This window comes from Streptomyces sp. NPDC001415 (genome assembly GCF_053597395.1).
The window spans coordinates 16,490-33,593 of record NZ_JBSFIE010000008.1; the positions used below are offsets into that span (position 1 = coordinate 16,490).

13 protein-coding genes are annotated in these 17,104 nt (G+C 70.5%); 6 read left to right on the forward strand and 7 right to left on the reverse strand.

The annotated features are described in order from the left end of the window. The first annotated feature begins 34 nt into the window (after positions 1-34). Positions 35-340: a DUF397 domain-containing protein gene (locus tag ACWC2B_RS12860; RefSeq protein ID WP_450716505.1), complete on the forward strand. Its 306-nt coding sequence runs from the start codon at positions 35-37 to the stop codon at positions 338-340. Positions 341-415: 75 nt separating this feature from the next. On the opposite strand, the gene ACWC2B_RS12865 is transcribed toward ACWC2B_RS12860, so the two are convergent. The 7 genes from ACWC2B_RS12865 to eccB all read right to left on the reverse strand — a co-directional run bounded on the left by ACWC2B_RS12865 (position 416) and on the right by eccB (position 7,779). After that, on the reverse strand, positions 416-718 hold the full coding sequence (locus ACWC2B_RS12865; protein WP_450716506.1) for a WXG100 family type VII secretion target: 303 nt from the start codon (positions 716-718) through the stop codon (positions 416-418). A gap of 80 nt (positions 719-798) precedes the next feature. Then, a complete protein-coding gene (locus ACWC2B_RS12870; RefSeq protein WP_450716507.1) occupies positions 799-1,164 on the reverse strand; it encodes a WXG100 family type VII secretion target in 366 nt (121 codons plus the stop codon). Positions 1,165-1,232: 68 nt separating this feature from the next. Next, positions 1,233-2,492: a S8 family serine peptidase gene (locus ACWC2B_RS12875; RefSeq protein WP_450716508.1), complete on the reverse strand. Its 1,260-nt coding sequence runs from the start codon at positions 2,490-2,492 to the stop codon at positions 1,233-1,235. A 24-nt stretch (positions 2,493-2,516) separates the two neighbouring features. After that, a complete protein-coding gene (locus ACWC2B_RS12880; RefSeq protein ID WP_450716509.1) occupies positions 2,517-4,220 on the reverse strand; it encodes a hypothetical protein in 1,704 nt (567 codons plus the stop codon). 2 nt (positions 4,221-4,222) lie between these two features. Further along, on the reverse strand, positions 4,223-4,651 hold the full coding sequence (locus tag ACWC2B_RS12885; protein ID WP_450716510.1) for a hypothetical protein: 429 nt from the start codon (positions 4,649-4,651) through the stop codon (positions 4,223-4,225). Positions 4,652-4,996: 345 nt separating this feature from the next. After that, positions 4,997-6,238: a type VII secretion-associated serine protease mycosin gene (mycP, locus tag ACWC2B_RS12890; protein WP_450716511.1), complete on the reverse strand. Its 1,242-nt coding sequence runs from the start codon at positions 6,236-6,238 to the stop codon at positions 4,997-4,999. Between the two features lie 14 nt (positions 6,239-6,252). After that, complete coding sequence (gene eccB, locus ACWC2B_RS12895) at positions 6,253-7,779, reverse strand: type VII secretion protein EccB (RefSeq protein WP_450716512.1); 1,527 nt, start codon at positions 7,777-7,779, stop codon at positions 6,253-6,255. Positions 7,780-7,962: 183 nt separating this feature from the next. Here eccB and eccE point away from each other — a divergent pair, with 183 nt between their 5' ends. The 5 genes from eccE to ACWC2B_RS12920 all read left to right on the forward strand — a co-directional run bounded on the left by eccE (position 7,963) and on the right by ACWC2B_RS12920 (position 17,047). Next, positions 7,963-9,324, forward strand: a complete 1,362-nt coding sequence (gene eccE / locus ACWC2B_RS12900) for a type VII secretion protein EccE (RefSeq protein WP_450716513.1) — start codon at positions 7,963-7,965, stop codon at positions 9,322-9,324. After that, positions 9,324-10,052 carry a hypothetical protein gene (locus tag ACWC2B_RS12905; RefSeq protein ID WP_450716514.1) on the forward strand — a complete coding sequence of 243 codons (729 nt, stop codon included), beginning with the start codon at positions 9,324-9,326 and terminating at the stop codon, positions 10,050-10,052. Before eccE ends, ACWC2B_RS12905 begins: the two co-directional genes overlap by 1 nt. Before the next feature lie 395 nt (positions 10,053-10,447). Continuing rightward, the gene (locus tag ACWC2B_RS12910) at positions 10,448-13,909 is read left to right on the forward strand and encodes an SCO5717 family growth-regulating ATPase (protein WP_450716515.1); all 3,462 of its coding nucleotides are present in this window, start codon (positions 10,448-10,450) and stop codon (positions 13,907-13,909) included. A 219-nt stretch (positions 13,910-14,128) separates the two neighbouring features. Beyond that, complete coding sequence (locus tag ACWC2B_RS12915; protein WP_450716516.1) at positions 14,129-15,976, forward strand: ABC transporter substrate-binding protein; 1,848 nt, start codon at positions 14,129-14,131, stop codon at positions 15,974-15,976. 3 nt (positions 15,977-15,979) lie between these two features. Then, entirely contained in the window at positions 15,980-17,047 is a 1,068-nt protein-coding gene (locus tag ACWC2B_RS12920; RefSeq protein WP_450716517.1) for an ABC transporter permease, read from the forward strand. The last annotated feature ends 57 nt before the right edge of the window (positions 17,048-17,104 follow it).

The window sequence follows — 17,104 nt, forward strand, 5'->3', positions numbered from 1 at the left end:
CCGGGTCGGCACGTCTGGAAGGAATCGCTCCGTCATGGCTGAGGAACAGGACAGGGAACTCCAGGAGCGCAAGGAGCGCGAGAAGAACGAGCTGTACGCCCTCGACATCTCGGGGGTCGAGTGGCACAGCGCCCCGGGCACGTCCGAGGACGAGGAGCGCGTCGAGATCGCCTATCTGCCGGCCGGCGCCGTGGCGATGCGGTCCTCCGTGGACCCCGAGACGGTGCTGCGGTACACCGAGGCGGAGTGGCAGGCGTTCGTACTGGGCGCGCGGGACGGGGAGTTCGACCTGGAGCCGTCGGTGCGCAACGGCGGTATCGAGGCGGGCTCGGCGCAGTAGTCACCGCTCGCGGAACGCAGAACGGGGTGGGCGCCTCCCGCGCGCGCCCACCCCGTTCGCCGTTGCCCGGAACTCCTACTGGAAGTAGCCGGCCGCCTTGCGGTCCCCGGCCCGGTAGATCGGGCCCGCCTCGGCTACGGCGTCGCCGATCTGCTTCAGGGAGTTGTGGACGCTCAGGGCCCTCTTGTCCCATTCCTGCTGGCTCGCCTCGTAGACCTGCTTGGCCTCGCCGTGCCAGTCTTGGGCCGCCGTCTTGACCAGGTTCTTGATCTCTTCGAGGTCCCTGTCCAGCTTGGCGGCCTGGCTCCTGATGGCGAGAACCGCCTCGTCGAGACTGCCGTACGTTACTCCGAGGACATCACCGCTGTAGTCGGGCATGGCTTCCCCTGTCTCCTTGCTGAATGAGCGTGTGGTGGACTTCGCTGCGCTGCGGGCCCCTGCGGAGCCCGTTCGACCTGCTAGTACGTGCTGAGGTTCGAGGTCATCGCGGCCGTGGCTGCCGCGTCGCCGCTGTAGCCGTCCACGACGTCGATGCCCATGAGGGCCTTGCGGACTTCTTCGTCGATGTCGCCCTTGCCCGTGCGCGTCGCCTTCATCGCCTCAAGGAACGTCAGCAGTTTGTTGCCGATGACGACCATGTTCTCGTTGATGCTCGTCTGCTTACGGTTGAACGCACCGGCACCGATGCCGTCCCAGTGGCCTTCGAGTCCGTCGATCACACCCTGCAAGCTCTTGAGCTGGCCCTTCACCGACTCGAATTTTTCCAGGATCTTCAGCTCAAGATGGGCCATCTCGCTGTCTGATACCCGCTGGTCCTTCGACATGTCGCGGTTCCCTTCGTGGTGGTGATGGTGGTGGTGGTGCGAACGGTTGTGGCTGGATGCGGGCCGGGCTAGGTCGCGCGGCGCCGCGTTCTGATCAAGGCGAACACGCCGCCTCCGATCACGACGAGGCCGGCGACGACTCCGCCGACGGCCCACAACTGGGTGTTCCCGCCCCCGCCGTTCCCCTTGCCCTCCGCCTTGGCAACGGCCTCGCCCTTCGCGGACGGCGAGGAGTTGGGCGCGGCCGGGGTGACCGAGGGCGCGCTGCTCCCCCCGTTTTCCTGCGCAAGGGGGTCGACGTTGGGGGGGCCGGGGTTGATGTTCGCCTGTTCCAGGACGAGGCGGGGCCGGATGAGGCCGTAGCCGAGGTATTTGCTGGGCGTGTCCTTGTCCCAAGTCCGGCCCGCCGTGTCGATCAGCGTGTGAAGGACCTGGTTGGCCGTCCAGGCGGGGTGGGCTGACCAGATCAGGGCGGCTGAGGCGGAGGCGATGGCTGAGGCGGCGCTGGTGCCTGATGCGTTGCAGTACTTCTGGAAGGTGGTGTCACACCATGCCGGGACGTTGAGGCCGGGAGATGCCAGATCGACATAGTTGCCCGATTGCGAGAACTTTCCGACGGTACCGCTGGCGTCAGCTGCGCTGACCCCGACGACTCCGGGGAAAGCAGCGGGAAACTCAAGAATCCCCCCACCCGCCTCCTCATCGTTTCCGGTTGCCGCGAACACCAACTTCCCCTTGGACAAGGCGTACTTAATCGCTTCGCCTTCACCCGGTTCCTGGGTGGCCCCACCGAAGGACAGGTTAATGATCTTGGCATCCGAGTCGGCTGCCGCTCGGATTCCGACTGCTGCCAAAGGCGTCAGCTTGCGCTCAGCTGAATCCTTCATCGTTTTCATCGCGACCCGGAAAGGGATGATCTTGGCGTCCGGGGCTAGCCCCTTGATTCCCCCTCCATTTCCCGTACCGGCAATCAGCTCGGCCATCGTCGTCCCGTGGCCCACATAGTCCTTCGTGGCGCCATATGCAGCCGCCTGCGGAACCTCCTGGCTGAGCACCTGCCCTCGCAGGGAAGGCGTGTCGAGGTTGACGCCAGTGTCCACAACAGCAACCTTGATGCCTTTTCCGGTGCTGGTCTTCCACATTTCCGACGCATGCATGGAGTCCAGATACCACTCCTGAGGTGCGGCATCGTCAGCAAAGGCATGGGAGGCCAGCCCTCCGGACACAAGAGCCAAAGCACCAACCGCTGCGCAGACTGATACCGCTCGCCTCCGGTTACGCACCCCGATCATCAGGCTGGGCTTACCCCGGCTCATTCCTGCCTTCATGCCTTCGTACGTCCTTGCCTACGCCTAGTTGATCACTGGTGGTACGTGGCCCTGCCCGGTCGGCAAGGGAGACTCGCCGTCCTCGTCCAGATGGCGACGGGGCCGATCAGTCTCCTCTCGCCCGGGCTCCTGGCTCCCCTCGTTTCCTGATCCCCTCACAAGTCCAGTGCCACCACGGCTGAACCCGTTACGGCTTGCGCGGGCACCTGCCGTTTTCCCCTGTGGTTTGCCGGTCACGCCATCGGCATTACTCAAAGAACGTGCCCCGCTTGCAGCTGGGGGGCTGGCAGCGCCCACAACGCCACGCTGAGACGAACGTCCGGTGGGCGTGGAGGAGCCTGACGTTCCTCCACCCCCGACGACAGTTCCCTTCCCAACTCGTGAAGTGGGGGAAGCCGAAGGTGACGCGTTGGGGCGGCCTCCAACGATGCCGCCGCGTCCCGCCGCCGAGGGACCGGTCGATCCGAGGCGTGGAGAACCCGCACCACCGGTCCGCGGGCTTCCTCCTGAGACCCCGCGTCCCATCGGCACTTGGCCCGCCGAGGAAGCGTCGCCCCTGGCGACCCCCTGTTCTGCGGCCCCGGTACGGCCCATAGGTCCCGTCACTTCTCGTGCTGGGGTGCCACTCGGGCCACTGACGGACTGCGCGGGTGACCGGAAACCAGCCCCCACTGGTCCAGTGGGCCTCATCGAACCACCAGCGATGGGGGCACCAAACTCTCCGATAGGCGGCAGGAAACCGTTACCACCAGCAGGAGTTGGGCTGACAGGCGTCATCTGGGGCGCCGGCACTGGGCTTGCCGTCGGCGCGGGCGGCGTGATGACGCTGCTGAGTTCAGTGCCCACAGCCCGCTCGGCCGGCAGATTGACTGAGGGACCTGTCGCCTCGGCCGAATGCACAGGCTGACCAGTGACATCGGAACGGCCCCGCACCGTAGTGCGCTCGTCCGAGTGACGGACTGTCGCTGATGCATCTACCGAATGGCGGGCGCTCGTATCCGTTTGGATCGGTTCCCGCGGCTCGATCCCGTAGCCAGGCAGCGGCTGAGGCACCCCCACCGGAGGCATTGCCTCAAACACAGGCGGCTGCTGTGCGGCCAGGGTCTGTTCCGATACCGAGTAGAAGGACGACAGGCGGTTCATCTGGTTGATCGCCTCTTGGCGGTCCTTCTCGACCTTCACCGCCGCCTCGTACTCCGCATTCCCCGCAATCCGCTTCGTCGGCGGAATGTCGGCGACCTTCACGGGCTCCGTCCGGTGGTCCCGCGGCGGCATCGCGCCCTTCACGGACACGAGGCCCTCGCCCGCCGCGCCGATCTGAACACCCGCTGTTTCAGCGAAATCCGCCAGCTTCCTGGCATGGCCGACGAGGTTCTTGCCCCAGGTGCGGAAAGCCTCGCCGGACTCTCCTTCCCACTGGACTCCGCCGATGTGCCCGTCGAGTTCGGTCGCCGCTGTATTGATCGCTTCCTTGGCGGCGAAGAGCGCATCCCCGGCGTCGATCAGGTGGCTCGGATTCGTGTCGTGGACCAGGTCGAGCATGGCGTTCAGCTGGTGATTCTCGAAGTCCGTCTTCCCGAAGAAGCGGACGTTCCCCCCGAACATGCCGGTGAGCGCTTGCGCCGCCTCCGTGGTCATGTCGGTGACGCCGACCTGTTGGGTGACGCGCTGCTTGTCCGTCAGCTGGGGAGCCGCGGGCTGGGAGGGCTGAGGCTTCTTGTCGGTCATCGCTACCACCCCGTCCCGGAGGACTTGTCGTCGGTGCGCTGCGGCTCCGGCTTCCCGTTCTTCTCGCGCTGCGCCTGCTCGGCGTCGTAGTCGATCACGGCCTGGATCGCCCAGAACCGCTGCCGCATCTCCTCATCCAGGTTGTCGAACCCGATGTCCGCCCCGAGCACGGCGATCCCCATCGCCTCGATCTGGTGGCCGAGCGACCTCGACAGCGACGTCAGTCGTTCGTGTACGCGGTGGTACTGGGTGAAGAGGCCGTCCGCCTCGGGGAACGCGGCGGTTCCGGCGCTGAAGGACGTGCGGGAGATCTGCTGGGCCGCCAGCTTCGTGGGGCTGGCGTGCGAGCCCTCAAGGCCGGTGAGCACCGCGTCCACCTTCTTCTTGAAGATCGTCAGCGCCTCCAGGCCCTTGCTGAGGTCAGCGCTCATCGCCGCCGCCTTTGCCCAGGTAGGCGGGACGCCCCATGACAACCCTCCCCGTAAACCGATTGCCGTTCACCCGCGTTGTGATCCCGCGTGCCGCATCGTTCGCGATCCGCCCTATTGACACCGCTTATCGCACCGCGGTCACTCTAGCCATCTCCAGCCGCTTGCCCAACGGACTATCGGTGGCGCCGAGTTGCCCCGGTCACCTCGACACTACGAGGACTCACCTCACGCCACATGAGTACGTCTACTCAGTTCTGCTCAACTCTCATCAGCATCCGCCACTCTTCGGCACACGGAGAGCAGCAGTAGAACGCTCTTGGCCCGTTCTGTACGAACCCCTCGCATTCATCCCGCTCCAGCCACCCTCCGGCGTCGCCGCCGCGCATCCCGGATCGTCACTGCCGCCCCGCCCAGCACCGCCGCCAGTACAGCCACTCCGACCGCCACGTACGTGGCAAGGCGTTGCGTGCGCTGCTCGTCCGTCTCGCCCAGGTGCAGGGCCGCGGGGGTCGGGGCCTTCGCCGGAGTGACGCCCTCGTGGGCCGCCGGGGTCTCGATCGGGTGGTCGTCCTCGGTGAGGGCGCGGACCGGGTCGATCACGCCCCAGCCGACGAGGCGGTCGTGGCCGGACACCGAGCGTTCGGCGGTCTGCTCGATCTGGGCGACCACCTCGCGCTGGGTCCAGTTGGGGTGCTTGGCCTTGATGAGGGCCGCCACGCCCGCGACGTACGGGGCCGAGAAGCTCGTACCGTTGTCGGCGCAGTGGCCGCCGCCGGGCACCGTGGAGACCATGTCGACACCGGGCGCGGCCACGCCCACGAACTCGCCGGACTGCGAGAACGCCGCCCGTTCGTTGTTGCGGTCCGAGGCCGCGACCGCCAGGACGCCGGGGTACGAAGCCGGGTACGTCGGCTTGACGTTTCCGCCGAGGCCGTCGTTGCCGGCCGAGGCGACCACCACGATGTTGTGTGCGAGGGCCGTGTCGACCGCCTGCTTCAGGGTGGGCGCCGGTTCGACCGCGTTCGCCGTGTCCTGGGAGATGTTGATGACGTCGGCGCCCGCGTTGATCGCGTAGCGGATGGCGTCGGCCAGGGTCTGGGCCGTGCCGTGGCCGTAAGCGTCGTTCTGCTCGACGGGGATGATCGTGGCGTCGGGGGCGAGGCCCACGAAGCCCGTTCCCTTGGCGGGGCGCGCTGCGATGATCCCGGCGACTTTCGTGCCGTGGCCGACGGTGTCCGTCGTGCCGTTCTCCGCGCCGCGCGGGAGCGGCTGACCGCTCGGGTCCTTGAGGTCCTTCTGCATGAGGTTCTTGCCCTTGGCCGCGTCCACCGCGTCCTTGAGCTGGGCGTTCTTGATGTCGACGCCCGTGTCGATCACGGCGACCTTCTTGCCCCTGCCGGTCGACTGGCGCCACAGCTCGTCCAGGAGCACGCGCTGGAGCGCCCAGGGGCGGCCCGCGTACGGCTTGGACGGGAAGGTGCACTGGTTGCTGCCGCCGTCGTCGGCCGGGGCGGCGGCCGCCGGGGTCGCGAGCACCGTGAGGGCCGCCGCGGCCGAGAGGGCCAGGGCCTTGAGTGCGTACGCCATGGTGGTGCCGCCTCTCAGGAGCCCTGGGGCTGGCGGGCCGCCCCGGTGGACAGGCGGGGGCCGGTCGGCAGGAACGTGGACCAGCTGATCGGGATCGGGGCCGGCTCGGACTTGGCGTAGCCGAGCCGGGTCTGGGCCTGCTGGGCCTCCTGGTCCGCCTGCTTGCGCTGCTCGGCGGTCAGGCCCGTCGCCGCGTCGCCGTCGGCGCTGTCGCTGTTGGACTGCATCGCGTAGCGCAGCCCCGTGTCGGTCACCAGGAAGACTCCGCCCGCCTTGGTTTCGGAGCCCTGGACCTGGCGGAAGAGCTGGCCGGAGCCGGGCGTCACGTACGCGCTGCTCGAACCGGTGGGCAGTGGCGCCGGGAAGTCGGTGCCGGCCCATGTGCTCATGGTGGTCTCGCCGTTGTCCTTGTTGACGTCGCGCAGCACGTTGCACACCGTGTTGCGGCTGCCGTTCGCGGTGCCCGCGTCGTTGACGGCCACCGGCATCTGGTGCGGCCAGTTCTTCTTGCCCTCGAACTCGGTGGCCTCGGGCGTGAACGCGGCGGCGTTGGTCTCCGTCGCATGGCCGGTGTCCATGAGCTTGCCGAGCTCATGGCTGTTGAGGAGCAGCTTCGCGGTGAAGTCGGAGACCGGCGCGACCTTGCCCTGCTGGACCAGGTAGTACTGGGTGCCCGCGCCGTTGGGCGCCTTGAGGACCATGCCGATCCGGTTGGCCTCGGGGGCCAGGGTGCCGGGCACCGAGGCGGGGGTGCCGATCTTCCCGCCCACCGTGGGGAAGGCGACCGGATCACCCGAACGGAGGGTCTCCAGCCACTCCTTGGACACCCGCTCGGGCTGGCGGCCCGCGCCGACCAGGGCGCGCAACAGGAGTTCGTCGGAGCCGACCTGGTACTTGGTGCCCTGCGCGTCGACGACGTAGCGGGTCTTGTTGTCGGGCCCCACGACGTACATCAGCTCTCCGCCGGTCAGCCGCCCGGAGCCGTCCGTCCGGCTCTTGTCGCGGTCGGCGAAGACGAACGCGGCCTTCTGGATGGCTCGGCCACCGTCGCCGGGGCGCTCGCACACCGCCCAGCGCTTGGCGGCCCCGGCCTCCTCGGGAGAGGGCAGCCGGTCGGGCGCGTACGGGATGCCGAGGGTGGCGCCGTGCGGCAGGGAGCCCTTGTCCAGGACGGACTCGTCCACGTTGACGACCTGGCCCTTGTCCGGGGCGAGCAGGAGCTTGGCGGACGCCATGTTGAGGACCGGGTGCAGTTCCTTCCTGCCGTCGGTGGTCAGCACGACGTAGCGGGTGGTGGACTTGCTGGCGATGATCACCTTCTCGCCCGGGGTGTCCCAGCCGGGCGGCGCGGTGGGTTTGAACATCCCCCACGCCCCGAACGCGGCGAGCAGCACCACCGCCACGATGCCGCCCGGCAGCACGGCCCGCAGGGGGCGCGGCGCCCCCTCTTCCGAGCCCGTCGGAGAGGGCTGGATGAACGACGCGAGCGTGCGACGCTTCGCGAAGGTGTACGCGTTGAGCTCGTCCCGGCGTGATGCCATGAGTGTCCGTGTTTCTCCGTTGTCCCCGTGCGGAGCCCCAGGAGCCCCGTCCCCCGCCCGCCGTTGTCAGACCGGCCCCCTACTATGCCTGTTACGTGATCGTACGCCCGGGGCGGGTAGGGTGGACGGGTCCTCAACGGCCCTACTGGCCAGGGGTTTTCGAGGAGTTCGGGGGGTTCAGGGATGGTTTCGTCGACTGGGACGCGGACGCGCTCCCGTGAACGATCCGGCGCGCCGAGCGGCGCGGTCCCCGGCTCCGCGGTGCGTACGGAGCCGTCGCCTCCGGTTCGCCGGGCACCGGCGCCCGCGGCCGTCGGGCCGGTGACACCCCACCTCAAGTCCCGTTCCGGACGCTTCGGTTCGTTTCGTCTGCAACAACTCGTACTGATCGAGTCGGCCGCGGCCCTGCTGCTCGCCGCGTGGGTCGTCGACATGATGGCGCTGGTGCCCGCGGGCATCGTCGCGGTGACCCTCGTGCTGCTCGCGGTGGTACGCCGCCGGGGGCGCTCGCTGCCCGAATGGCTGGGCACCGCCTGGGCGCTGCGCGCGCGACTGAAGCGTGCGAGCAACGCCGTTGTGCCGCCGGGCACCCTGCCGGGCCTCGCCCCGGCCGTGGAGTGCGATCCCACGCTGCGCACGTACAGCCACGGCGACCGCGACCAGCGGCCGATCGGGATGATCGGCGACGGCGGCTTCCTCACGGTCGTCCTCCAGGTCGAGTCGGACGCTACGGCGCTGCGGGCCGACCGGGGTCAACGCCCGCTCCCCATAGGGCTGGTGCGCGACGCCCTGGAGGTGGACGACATCCGGCTCGAATCGGCGCAGATCCTGCTGCACACCCAGCCGGCGCCCGCGCTGCGGCTGCCCCAGCAGTCGTTGGCCGTCGCCAACTACGCGCCGCTGCACGCCCAGACCGCCTCGCCCGCCGTCCGCATCACCTGGATCGCGCTGAAGCTGAACCCGGAGCTGTGCCCGGAGGCGGTGGCCGCGCGCGGCGGCGGCATCGAGGGTGCCCAGAAGTGCGCGGCGCGCACCGCGCTGCACCTGGCGAGCCGGCTGACCGGCGCGGGCCTGAACGCCACGGTGTTGACCGAGGAGGAGCTGGCGGACGCGGTAGCCACGTCGGCCTGCGCCAACCCGCTGGTCACGGCACAGGCGGGCCGCACGGAGACGCCGCAGCGACGTACCGAGGAGTCGATCCGTTCCTGGCGCTGCGACAACCGCCGCCACACCACGTACTGGGTACGGCGCTGGCCGAGGATCGACGCGGGCTCCGGGACCGGCGGGCTGCCGCAGCTCGTGGCGCTGCTCACCGCGGTTCCCGCGCTCGCGACGACCTTCAGCCTCACCATCGCCCGTGCCGGCGCCCAGGAGAGCGGCATCAGCGGCCACCTCAGGGTCACCGGCCGCAGCGAGGCCGAACTGGCCGCGGCCCGAGAGGCGTTGGAGCGCTCGGCGCGCGAGGCGAAGGCGGGGATCGTGCCGCTGGACCACGAGCAGCTGCCCGGCATGCTCGCCACCCTGCCGTTCGGAGGCGCCCGCTGATGGCCACGACGACTTCGGGCCCGCCCCGCGAGCCGCGCACCGGCTTCGGCCTCATCGGCCCCCGGCATCGCCGTCACACGCTGCCCGCCGAGCAGTTGGACACCCTGGCGCTGCCCATCGGGGACGACGGGGTGGTCATCGGGGTGGACGCCGGGGGCCGGCCCGCCGTGCTCGGGGTGAGCAGGCCGACCGCGTACGACATCGTGCTCATCGGCGGGCTGTGGACGGCTCAGGTACTCGCGCTGCGGGCGGCCGCGACGGGCGTACGGGTCGCGGTGGAGACCGGGCGGCCTCAGGCCTGGGCGCAGTTGGTGCACGCGATCGCCAGCCAGAGCGGCATGACCGTGCACGACGTGGGCCGGGTGCCCCCGCTCGGCGCCTCGGCCGGTGAACCGGTCCTTGTCGTGCGGGACTGCGGGATGCGTCCACCGCGCGGCCGGGTGGTGTCGGCGCCCTGGCAGGCGGTGCTCACGCTGCTCCCCTATGTCAGCCCGGTCGCACCGCGGCTGATCCGGCAGGCGCGGCTCGTCGGCGTGCAGCGGGTGTCGCCGGACGAGGCCGCGCAGATAGGCCGCATCATGAACCTGCCGCGCACGGAACAGGAAGGCCTGTCGACGCTCGCGGACGGCGTCACGCTCTGGTGCAACGAGCGCGACCGCTCCTTCGCGATGACGCAGGCGACCGACACCGAGACCGGATTGTTGGGGAACGCCCGACGCGTCGACTGAACCGACTGAACAAAGAGGCAGTGGCGAAAGTTGACCTGATCTGACCGTTTCGCCCCGCACGCTCCGCCCCCGGCCGGTCACTTCGACGTCACTCATGAGGCGAGGGTGACGAAAGGGACAGGCGATCGGGGCGACCGGGCCTGCCCCGGCGGTATTGACGACGATTAGGGTGGGACGGACCGGGGGCAGGGACTCCACGGCGAGGTTGCGTCTTCCGTACGGTGCGAGGTTGCGTCGTCCGTACGTTCCGGATGCCGCGGCGCTCGCGGTGGAACAGGGGGCGGGCGACTGCGCTCGACTCCGCACCCACCGCACGGGGGCTGCCCCGCCCCGGCCCGTACATGCCAATGAACCTCACGGCCTACACCCGGTCACAGGCGAACGAAAGGAAACCGGTGAACAGCGACCAGGACCAGTTCCGCACCGGCGGGAGCGCGCGCGACGAGAATCGGTCCGACGCCGATCCCGAGACCACGGGTGAGTTCACCATCGACTACACCCCGCCCGCCTGGTACACCCAGGGCGCGCAGGACACCCCGGCCGCTCCGACGCCCCCGGCTCCGCCCCCGGTCCCCGAGCAGAGCGGCGGCACGGGAGTTCCGCTGCCGCCGCCCCCGCCGCCGCACGGCCAGCCCCTCAACGTGCCCGGGCTGCCGCAGGCCGGCGGCTTCCAGCCGAACTGGAGCCCCACGCCGCCCCCTCCGGGCCCGGCCCCGACCCCGGCGCCCAGCGCGTCGGCCACACCCCCGCCCGCCTTCCCCGCGCCCGCACCCCCGGCGCCCGCGCCCGCCGCCCATCGCCCGGCGGACGAGGGCCAGGCCTTCGGCGGCGGCGACATCGAGAGCGGCGCGACGATGCGCTTCTCTCCCTCGGCGCTGAAGCGGGAGTTCGAGCAGCTCGAAGCGGCGGCGGCCGAGGCTCGCGGCGAGTCGGCGGGCGCGTCGGCGCCGGTGCCGGATGTGACACAGGGTGCGGTTTCTGACGACTCGTCAGCCGGAACCCCGGACAGCGATGCGATCGCGTCGTCCCCTGCGGAGGACTCCGAGGGCGAGGCGGTCGACACGGCGGCAGGTCAGCGCACTGACGCCGAAACCCCCGAAACCACCGAACCCACCGAACCCACCGATGCCCCCAACACTTCGGACGCTTCGGACTCCGGGGACTCTGCGAGCCTGACCGGCTCCGACGACTCTGGCGACGACTCCGCCGACGCTCCCGGCAAGCCCTTCGACGCCACGTCCATGGCGTCGGGCGAGACGGCCGACGCGGAAGGGGCCCCCGAGGCTGCCACGGCCCCCGAGGTACCCGAGGCCACCCCCAGCGAGGAGGACGCCTCCCCGTCTCAGGGCGCCGGGGCGACGGACACCGCGCCCGCTCCCGCGGACGCCGTTCCCGCCGACGCCGTCCAGGACGCCGTTCCCCATGACGCCGCCCCCGCCGCCGACTCGGCTTCCAGCGCCGTGCACCCGGAGCCCGCCCAGCCCGGCCCCGCGCCGATTGCGGACGCCGTGCCGTCGGACGCCCCCGCCCCCGAGCCCCAGGACGCGCTCCCCGCCGATCAGCCCTGGGCCGCATCCGCCGGTTCGCAGCCGGGACTGCCTCCGCTGCCGCCCGCGTTCCAGCCCGCCGCACCTACCGCGGCACCGCAGTGGCCGGTGCAGGCGCAGCCGGGACCGTTCCCGGACCCGGCCGCCCAGGGCGCCCCGGCACCCGCATGGCCCCAGCCGCCCCAGCCGCCCCAGCCGCAGAACGGGTACGGCTTCCCGCAGCAGGCTCAGCAGCCCCCGCAGGGCGCCACCCCGCCCGCGCCCAACTCCCCCGCACCACAGGGCAGTTATGGCTTCCCGCACCAGGGAGCCGCTCCGGGCGACACCTCCGGCCAGCAGGGCGGCTACGGCTTCCCCCACCAGGGAGCCGGCCCGAACGACGCCCCCGCCCAGCAGGGCGGCTACGGCTTCCCCCACCAGGGAGCCAACCCCCCGGCCGCGCCGAACCCCGAGCCGAACCTGCCCGCCCCGCAGACACCCGCCCCGTTCGGTACCCCCAACTCCCCTGACCAGCAAGGCGGTTACGGCTTCCCGCACCCCGCCGCCAACCCCCCGGCCGCGCCGCAGCCCCTGCCGCAGCCCATGCCGGGCCCCGCCCAAGGCGGCTTCCCCCAGCAGGGACAGCCCGGCCCGCAGGGACAGCCCGGCCCGCAGGGGCAGCCGGGTCAGCAAGCGCAGCCCTTCGCGTACGACCCGGCGAACCCGCAGGCTCAGCCCGCACCCCCCGCCGACCCGCGGGCCGGCGCCGCCTGGCCGTCGCCCGTGACGCACGACCAGCGCGAGCGCTCCATGCCGGGGGCTCCGCTCGGGTACACCGCCGCCGTCGAGCTGTCCTCCGACCGGCTCCTTCGCAACAACAAGCAGAAGGCGAAGAGCAGCCGGGGTCCGGCCGCCGGGGCCTCGCGCTTCAAGCCCGGGGCCAAGAAGGAGGAGGCCGCGCGGCAGCACAAGCTCAACCTCATCCGCACACCGGTCCTGTCCTGCTACCGGATCGCGGTCATCTCCCTCAAGGGCGGCGTCGGCAAGACGACCACGACGACCGCGCTCGGCGCGACCCTGGCCACCGAGCGGCAGGACAAGATCCTCGCGATCGACGCCAACCCGGACGCCGGAACGCTCGGCCGCCGGGTGCGCCGCGAGACCGGGGCCACCATCCGCGACCTGGTCCAGGCGATCCCGTACCTCAACTCGTACATGGACATCCGCCGGTTCACCTCGCAGGCGCCGTCCGGGCTCGAAATCATCGCGAACGACGTCGACCCGGCCGTGTCCACGACGTTCAACGACGAGGACTACCGGCGCGCGATCGACGTCCTGGGCAAGCAGTATCCGATCATCCTCACCGACTCGGGTACGGGTCTGCTGTACTCCGCGATGCGCGGCGTGCTCGACCTCGCCGACCAGTTGATCATCATCTCGACGCCGTCCGTGGACGGTGCGTCCAGCGCCTCGACCACCCTCGACTGGCTCTCGGCGCACGGCTACGCCGACCTCGTCCAGCGTTCCATCACCGTCATCTCGGGTGTCCGCGAGACCGGCAAGATGATCAAGGTGGACGACATCGTGCAGCACTTCCAGACGCGCTGCCGCGGGGTGGTCGTGGTGCCGTTCGACGAGCACCTGTCGGCGGGCGCCGAGGTGGACCTCGACATGATGCGGCCCAAGACGCGGGAGGCCTACTTCAACCTCTCGGCGATGGTGGCCGAGGACTTCGTACGGGCGCAGCAGCAGCAAGGGCTGTGGACGGGCGACGGTCTCAACCCGCCGCCCGTCCAGGCTCCGCCGATGCCGGGCCAGCAGGGCGCACCCGGCCAGCCGTTCCCCGGCCAGGGCCAGCCCGGTCAGCCCTTCCCCGGTCAGCCGCAGCCCGGCGCGGCCCAGCCGCACCCGGGCCAGCCCTACCCGGCGCAGGGCCAGCCCGCCCCGGGTCAGCCGTTCCCGAACCAGGCCCAGGCGCCGCAGCCCGGCCAGCCGTTCCCGCATCAGGCGCAGCCCAACCCCGCCCAGCCGCAACCCGGTCAGCCGTACCCGGGTCAGCCGTACGGCGCTCAGCCGGGCCAGCCGGGCCAGTTCCCTCCGGCCCAGCCCGGGCAGCCCGGTCAGCTCCCCCCGGGGCAGCCCGGTCAGCCCTACCCCGGCGCCCCGCAGCCGCCCGCCGGGTGGCAGCTCCAGCCGCCGCAGCCGCAGCCCCCGGCGGGTGAAGGCGCCCCCGGGCAGCCGGAGTCGCAGGGGCCCGTGCCGCCGGCCGGGTGGCCCGGGCAGGAGGGGGGCGGACACGCTCCGCAGCCGCCGTCAGCCCCTCAGCAGTAAGGCGTCAGAGGACTGGACCAATGAGGGCCCGCACTGTTCGAACGGTGCGGGCCCTTTGGCGTTTTCGCAGACCAAATGGCCTGCGATGCGCCGTTGACACGTCTAGACCACCGCTGGTAGACCTGCGCCCACACCGGCCGCCACCTCCTGTTCAACCGGCGCTCAACCTGCGATCAACCCTGCTTTTCCGTGCGAGTGATGACGCGAGGTCACCGTCCCATGGCAAGAACAGTTCCATCGCGCAAGTCCCTGCGACCGTCCGGGCCCCGCCGGCTCTTGGCCATGGGGGCCGCCGCCCTCGCGCTGACGGCCGGCGCGGTGTTCCCCTCCCAGGGCGCGGCGGCCGACGACGCCAAGGGCGGGGAGAAGGTCCTCACCGTCGCCGTCTCCCAGAGCGTCGACTCCCTGAGCCCCTTCCTCGCCCAGCGGCTGATCAGCACCAGCGTGCACCGCCTGATGTACGAGTACCTGACGAACTACGACGCCAAGGACGGCCACGCGATCCCGGGCCTGGCCACCGCGTGGAAGACGTCGCCGGACAAGCTGACGTGGACGTACACGATCCGGGGGGATTCGAAGTGGTCCGACGGGCAACGGGTGACGGCGGGCGACGCGGCCTGGACGTTCAACAAGATGATGACCGACAAGGGCGCGGCGACCGCCAACGGCAGCTACGTCGCGAACTTCAAGAAGGTCACCGCCCCCGACCCGGCGACGCTCGTCGTCGAACTGAAGCAGCCCCAGGCGACGATGACGGCCCTGGACGTCCCGATCGTGCCCCAGCACGTGTGGGAGAAGGTCGGCGACTTCACCAAGTTCAACAATGATCAGCAGTTCCCCGTCGTCGGCAACGGGCCGTTCGTCCTGACCGACTACAAGGTCGACCAGTACATCAAGCTGAAGCCGAACAAGAGCTTCTGGCGGGGTGCGCCCAAGTTCGACGAGCTGGTCTTCAAGTACTACAAGGACAATGACGCGGCGGTCGCGGCGCTCCGCAAGGGCGAGGTGTCCTTCGTCTCCAACTTGACGCCCGCGCAAGCCGGTTCACTGGGTGCCGCGCCCGACATCAAGGTGAACGACGCCCCCGGCCGGCGCTTCTTCGCGCTCGCCACCAACCCGGGCGCGCAGTCCAAGGACGGCCAGAAGTTCGGCGACGGCAACCCGGCGGTGCTCGATCCGAAGGTGCGCCGGGCGCTGTTCGCGGCCGTCGACCGCAAGACGCTCGTCGACAAGGTGTTCCAGGGCCACGCCGTCGAGGGCGAGGGCTACATCCCGCCCCGGTTCGCCGAGTACTTCTGGAAGCCCGCCCCGGACCAGAAGATCGCGTACGACCCGGCGAAGGCGGCCGCGCTGCTCGACGAGGCCGGCTACCGGACCGGTGCCGACGGGAAGCGGCTGGGCAAGGACGGCAGGCCGCTCGACCTGCGGCTGCTCTGCCACGCCACCTACCCCGACGACAAGGCGGTCAGCAAGTACCTCCAGGAGTGGTGGGGCAAGCTCGGCATCGGCCTGAAGGTGGAGTGCGTCGACAACGTCACGGACCCGTGGGCGGCCGGCGAGTACGACCTGGCCCTGGACGGATACTCGGTCAGCCCCGACCCGGACTACGTCCTGTCCATCCACACCTGCGCGGCGCTGCCCGCGACTCCCAAGACGACGGGTCCGACGGACAACTTCATCTGTGACAAGCGGTTCGACGAGCTGTACGCGAAGCAGTTGGCCGAGTACGACACCGCCAAGCGGGCGGACCTGATCAAGCAGATGGAGTCGCGGCTGTACGACACCGGGTACATGAACGTCATGGCGTACCCCAACGCGGTCGAGGCGTACCGCACCGACCAGATCAAGTCGATCACGACGATGCCCGAGGCCGCGGGCAACATCTACGGCCAGGACGGCTACTGGAGCTGGTGGTCGGCGGTCCCGGCGGCCGGCTCGTCCGCGAAGTCGGGCGGCGGCTCCTCGGGGGTCGTGGTCCTCGGCATCGTCGCTGGCGTGGTCGTGCTCGCCGGGATCGGCTCCTTCCTCGTGCTGCGCCGCCGCGCCGGCGCCGACGACCGCGAGTAGGCCATGACGACAGCGAGTTCGGCCGACACCCCCGCGGTGGTCGCCGAGGCGCGCACCGAGCCGCGCGGCCGCCGCTCCGCGGCCGCGAGCCCGGTGCTCACCTATCTGCGCTATGTGGGCGGCAAGCTGGCGGGGGCGGTGGTCTCGCTGTTCGCCGTCCTCGTCACCAGCTTCTTCCTGTTCCGGATCATCCCCGGCGACCCGGTCCGCACCATGACCCACGGCCGCCAGGTCTCCGCCGATCAACTCGCCGCGCTGAGAAGCCAGTTCGGGCTCGATCTGCCGATGTGGCGCCAGTTCACGGACTACTGCGGCAAGGCGCTGACCGGAGACCTGGGCACCTCGTACCAGTTCCACGCGCCGGTCGGCTCGCTCATCGCCGAAAAGCTCCCGGCGACCCTGCTCCTGACCGGGACGGCCGTGGTCATCTACTCGGCGCTCGGCATCTGGCTCGGCACCCGCTCGGCCTGGCGCCGCGACGGCCTCGGCGACCGGTTCAACACGGGTCTCGCCCTCACCCTCTGGTCGGTGCCCTCGTTCTGGCTGGGCCTTCTGCTCATCATCACGTTCTCGGTGGGCGCGGGCCCCGTCCCGGGCCTGTTCCCGACCGGCGGCATGGAGTCGGGCGACACCGCGGGCTTCGCGCACGTCCTGGACGTGGCGCACCACATGGTGCTGCCGGTGCTCACCCTGGTCGCGGTGCAGTACGCGCAGACCCTGCTCGTCATGCGGTCCTCGCTGCTCGACGAGATGGGCGGCGACTATCTGACGACGGCCCGCGCGAAGGGCCTGCGCGACGACGCGGTGCGCCGCCACCACGCGGTGCCGAACGCGCTGCTGCCCACGGTCACGATGCTGTTCATCAACCTGGGTCATGTGGCGGCCGGTTCGATCCTGGTGGAGACCGTCTTCTCGTGGCCGGGCCTGGGCGGGCTCTTCTATCAGGCGCTGAGCGTGCCCGACCTCCCGCTGGTGCAGGGCCTGTTCGTGGTCTTCGCGGGGGCGATGATCCTGATGAACCTCCTTGCCGACCTGCTCTATCCGCTGCTCGATCCCAGGGTGGGCCGATGACGACGACCACGTACGGGCCGCCCGGGCCGGTGGGCCGCCCGATGACCACGACCGCGT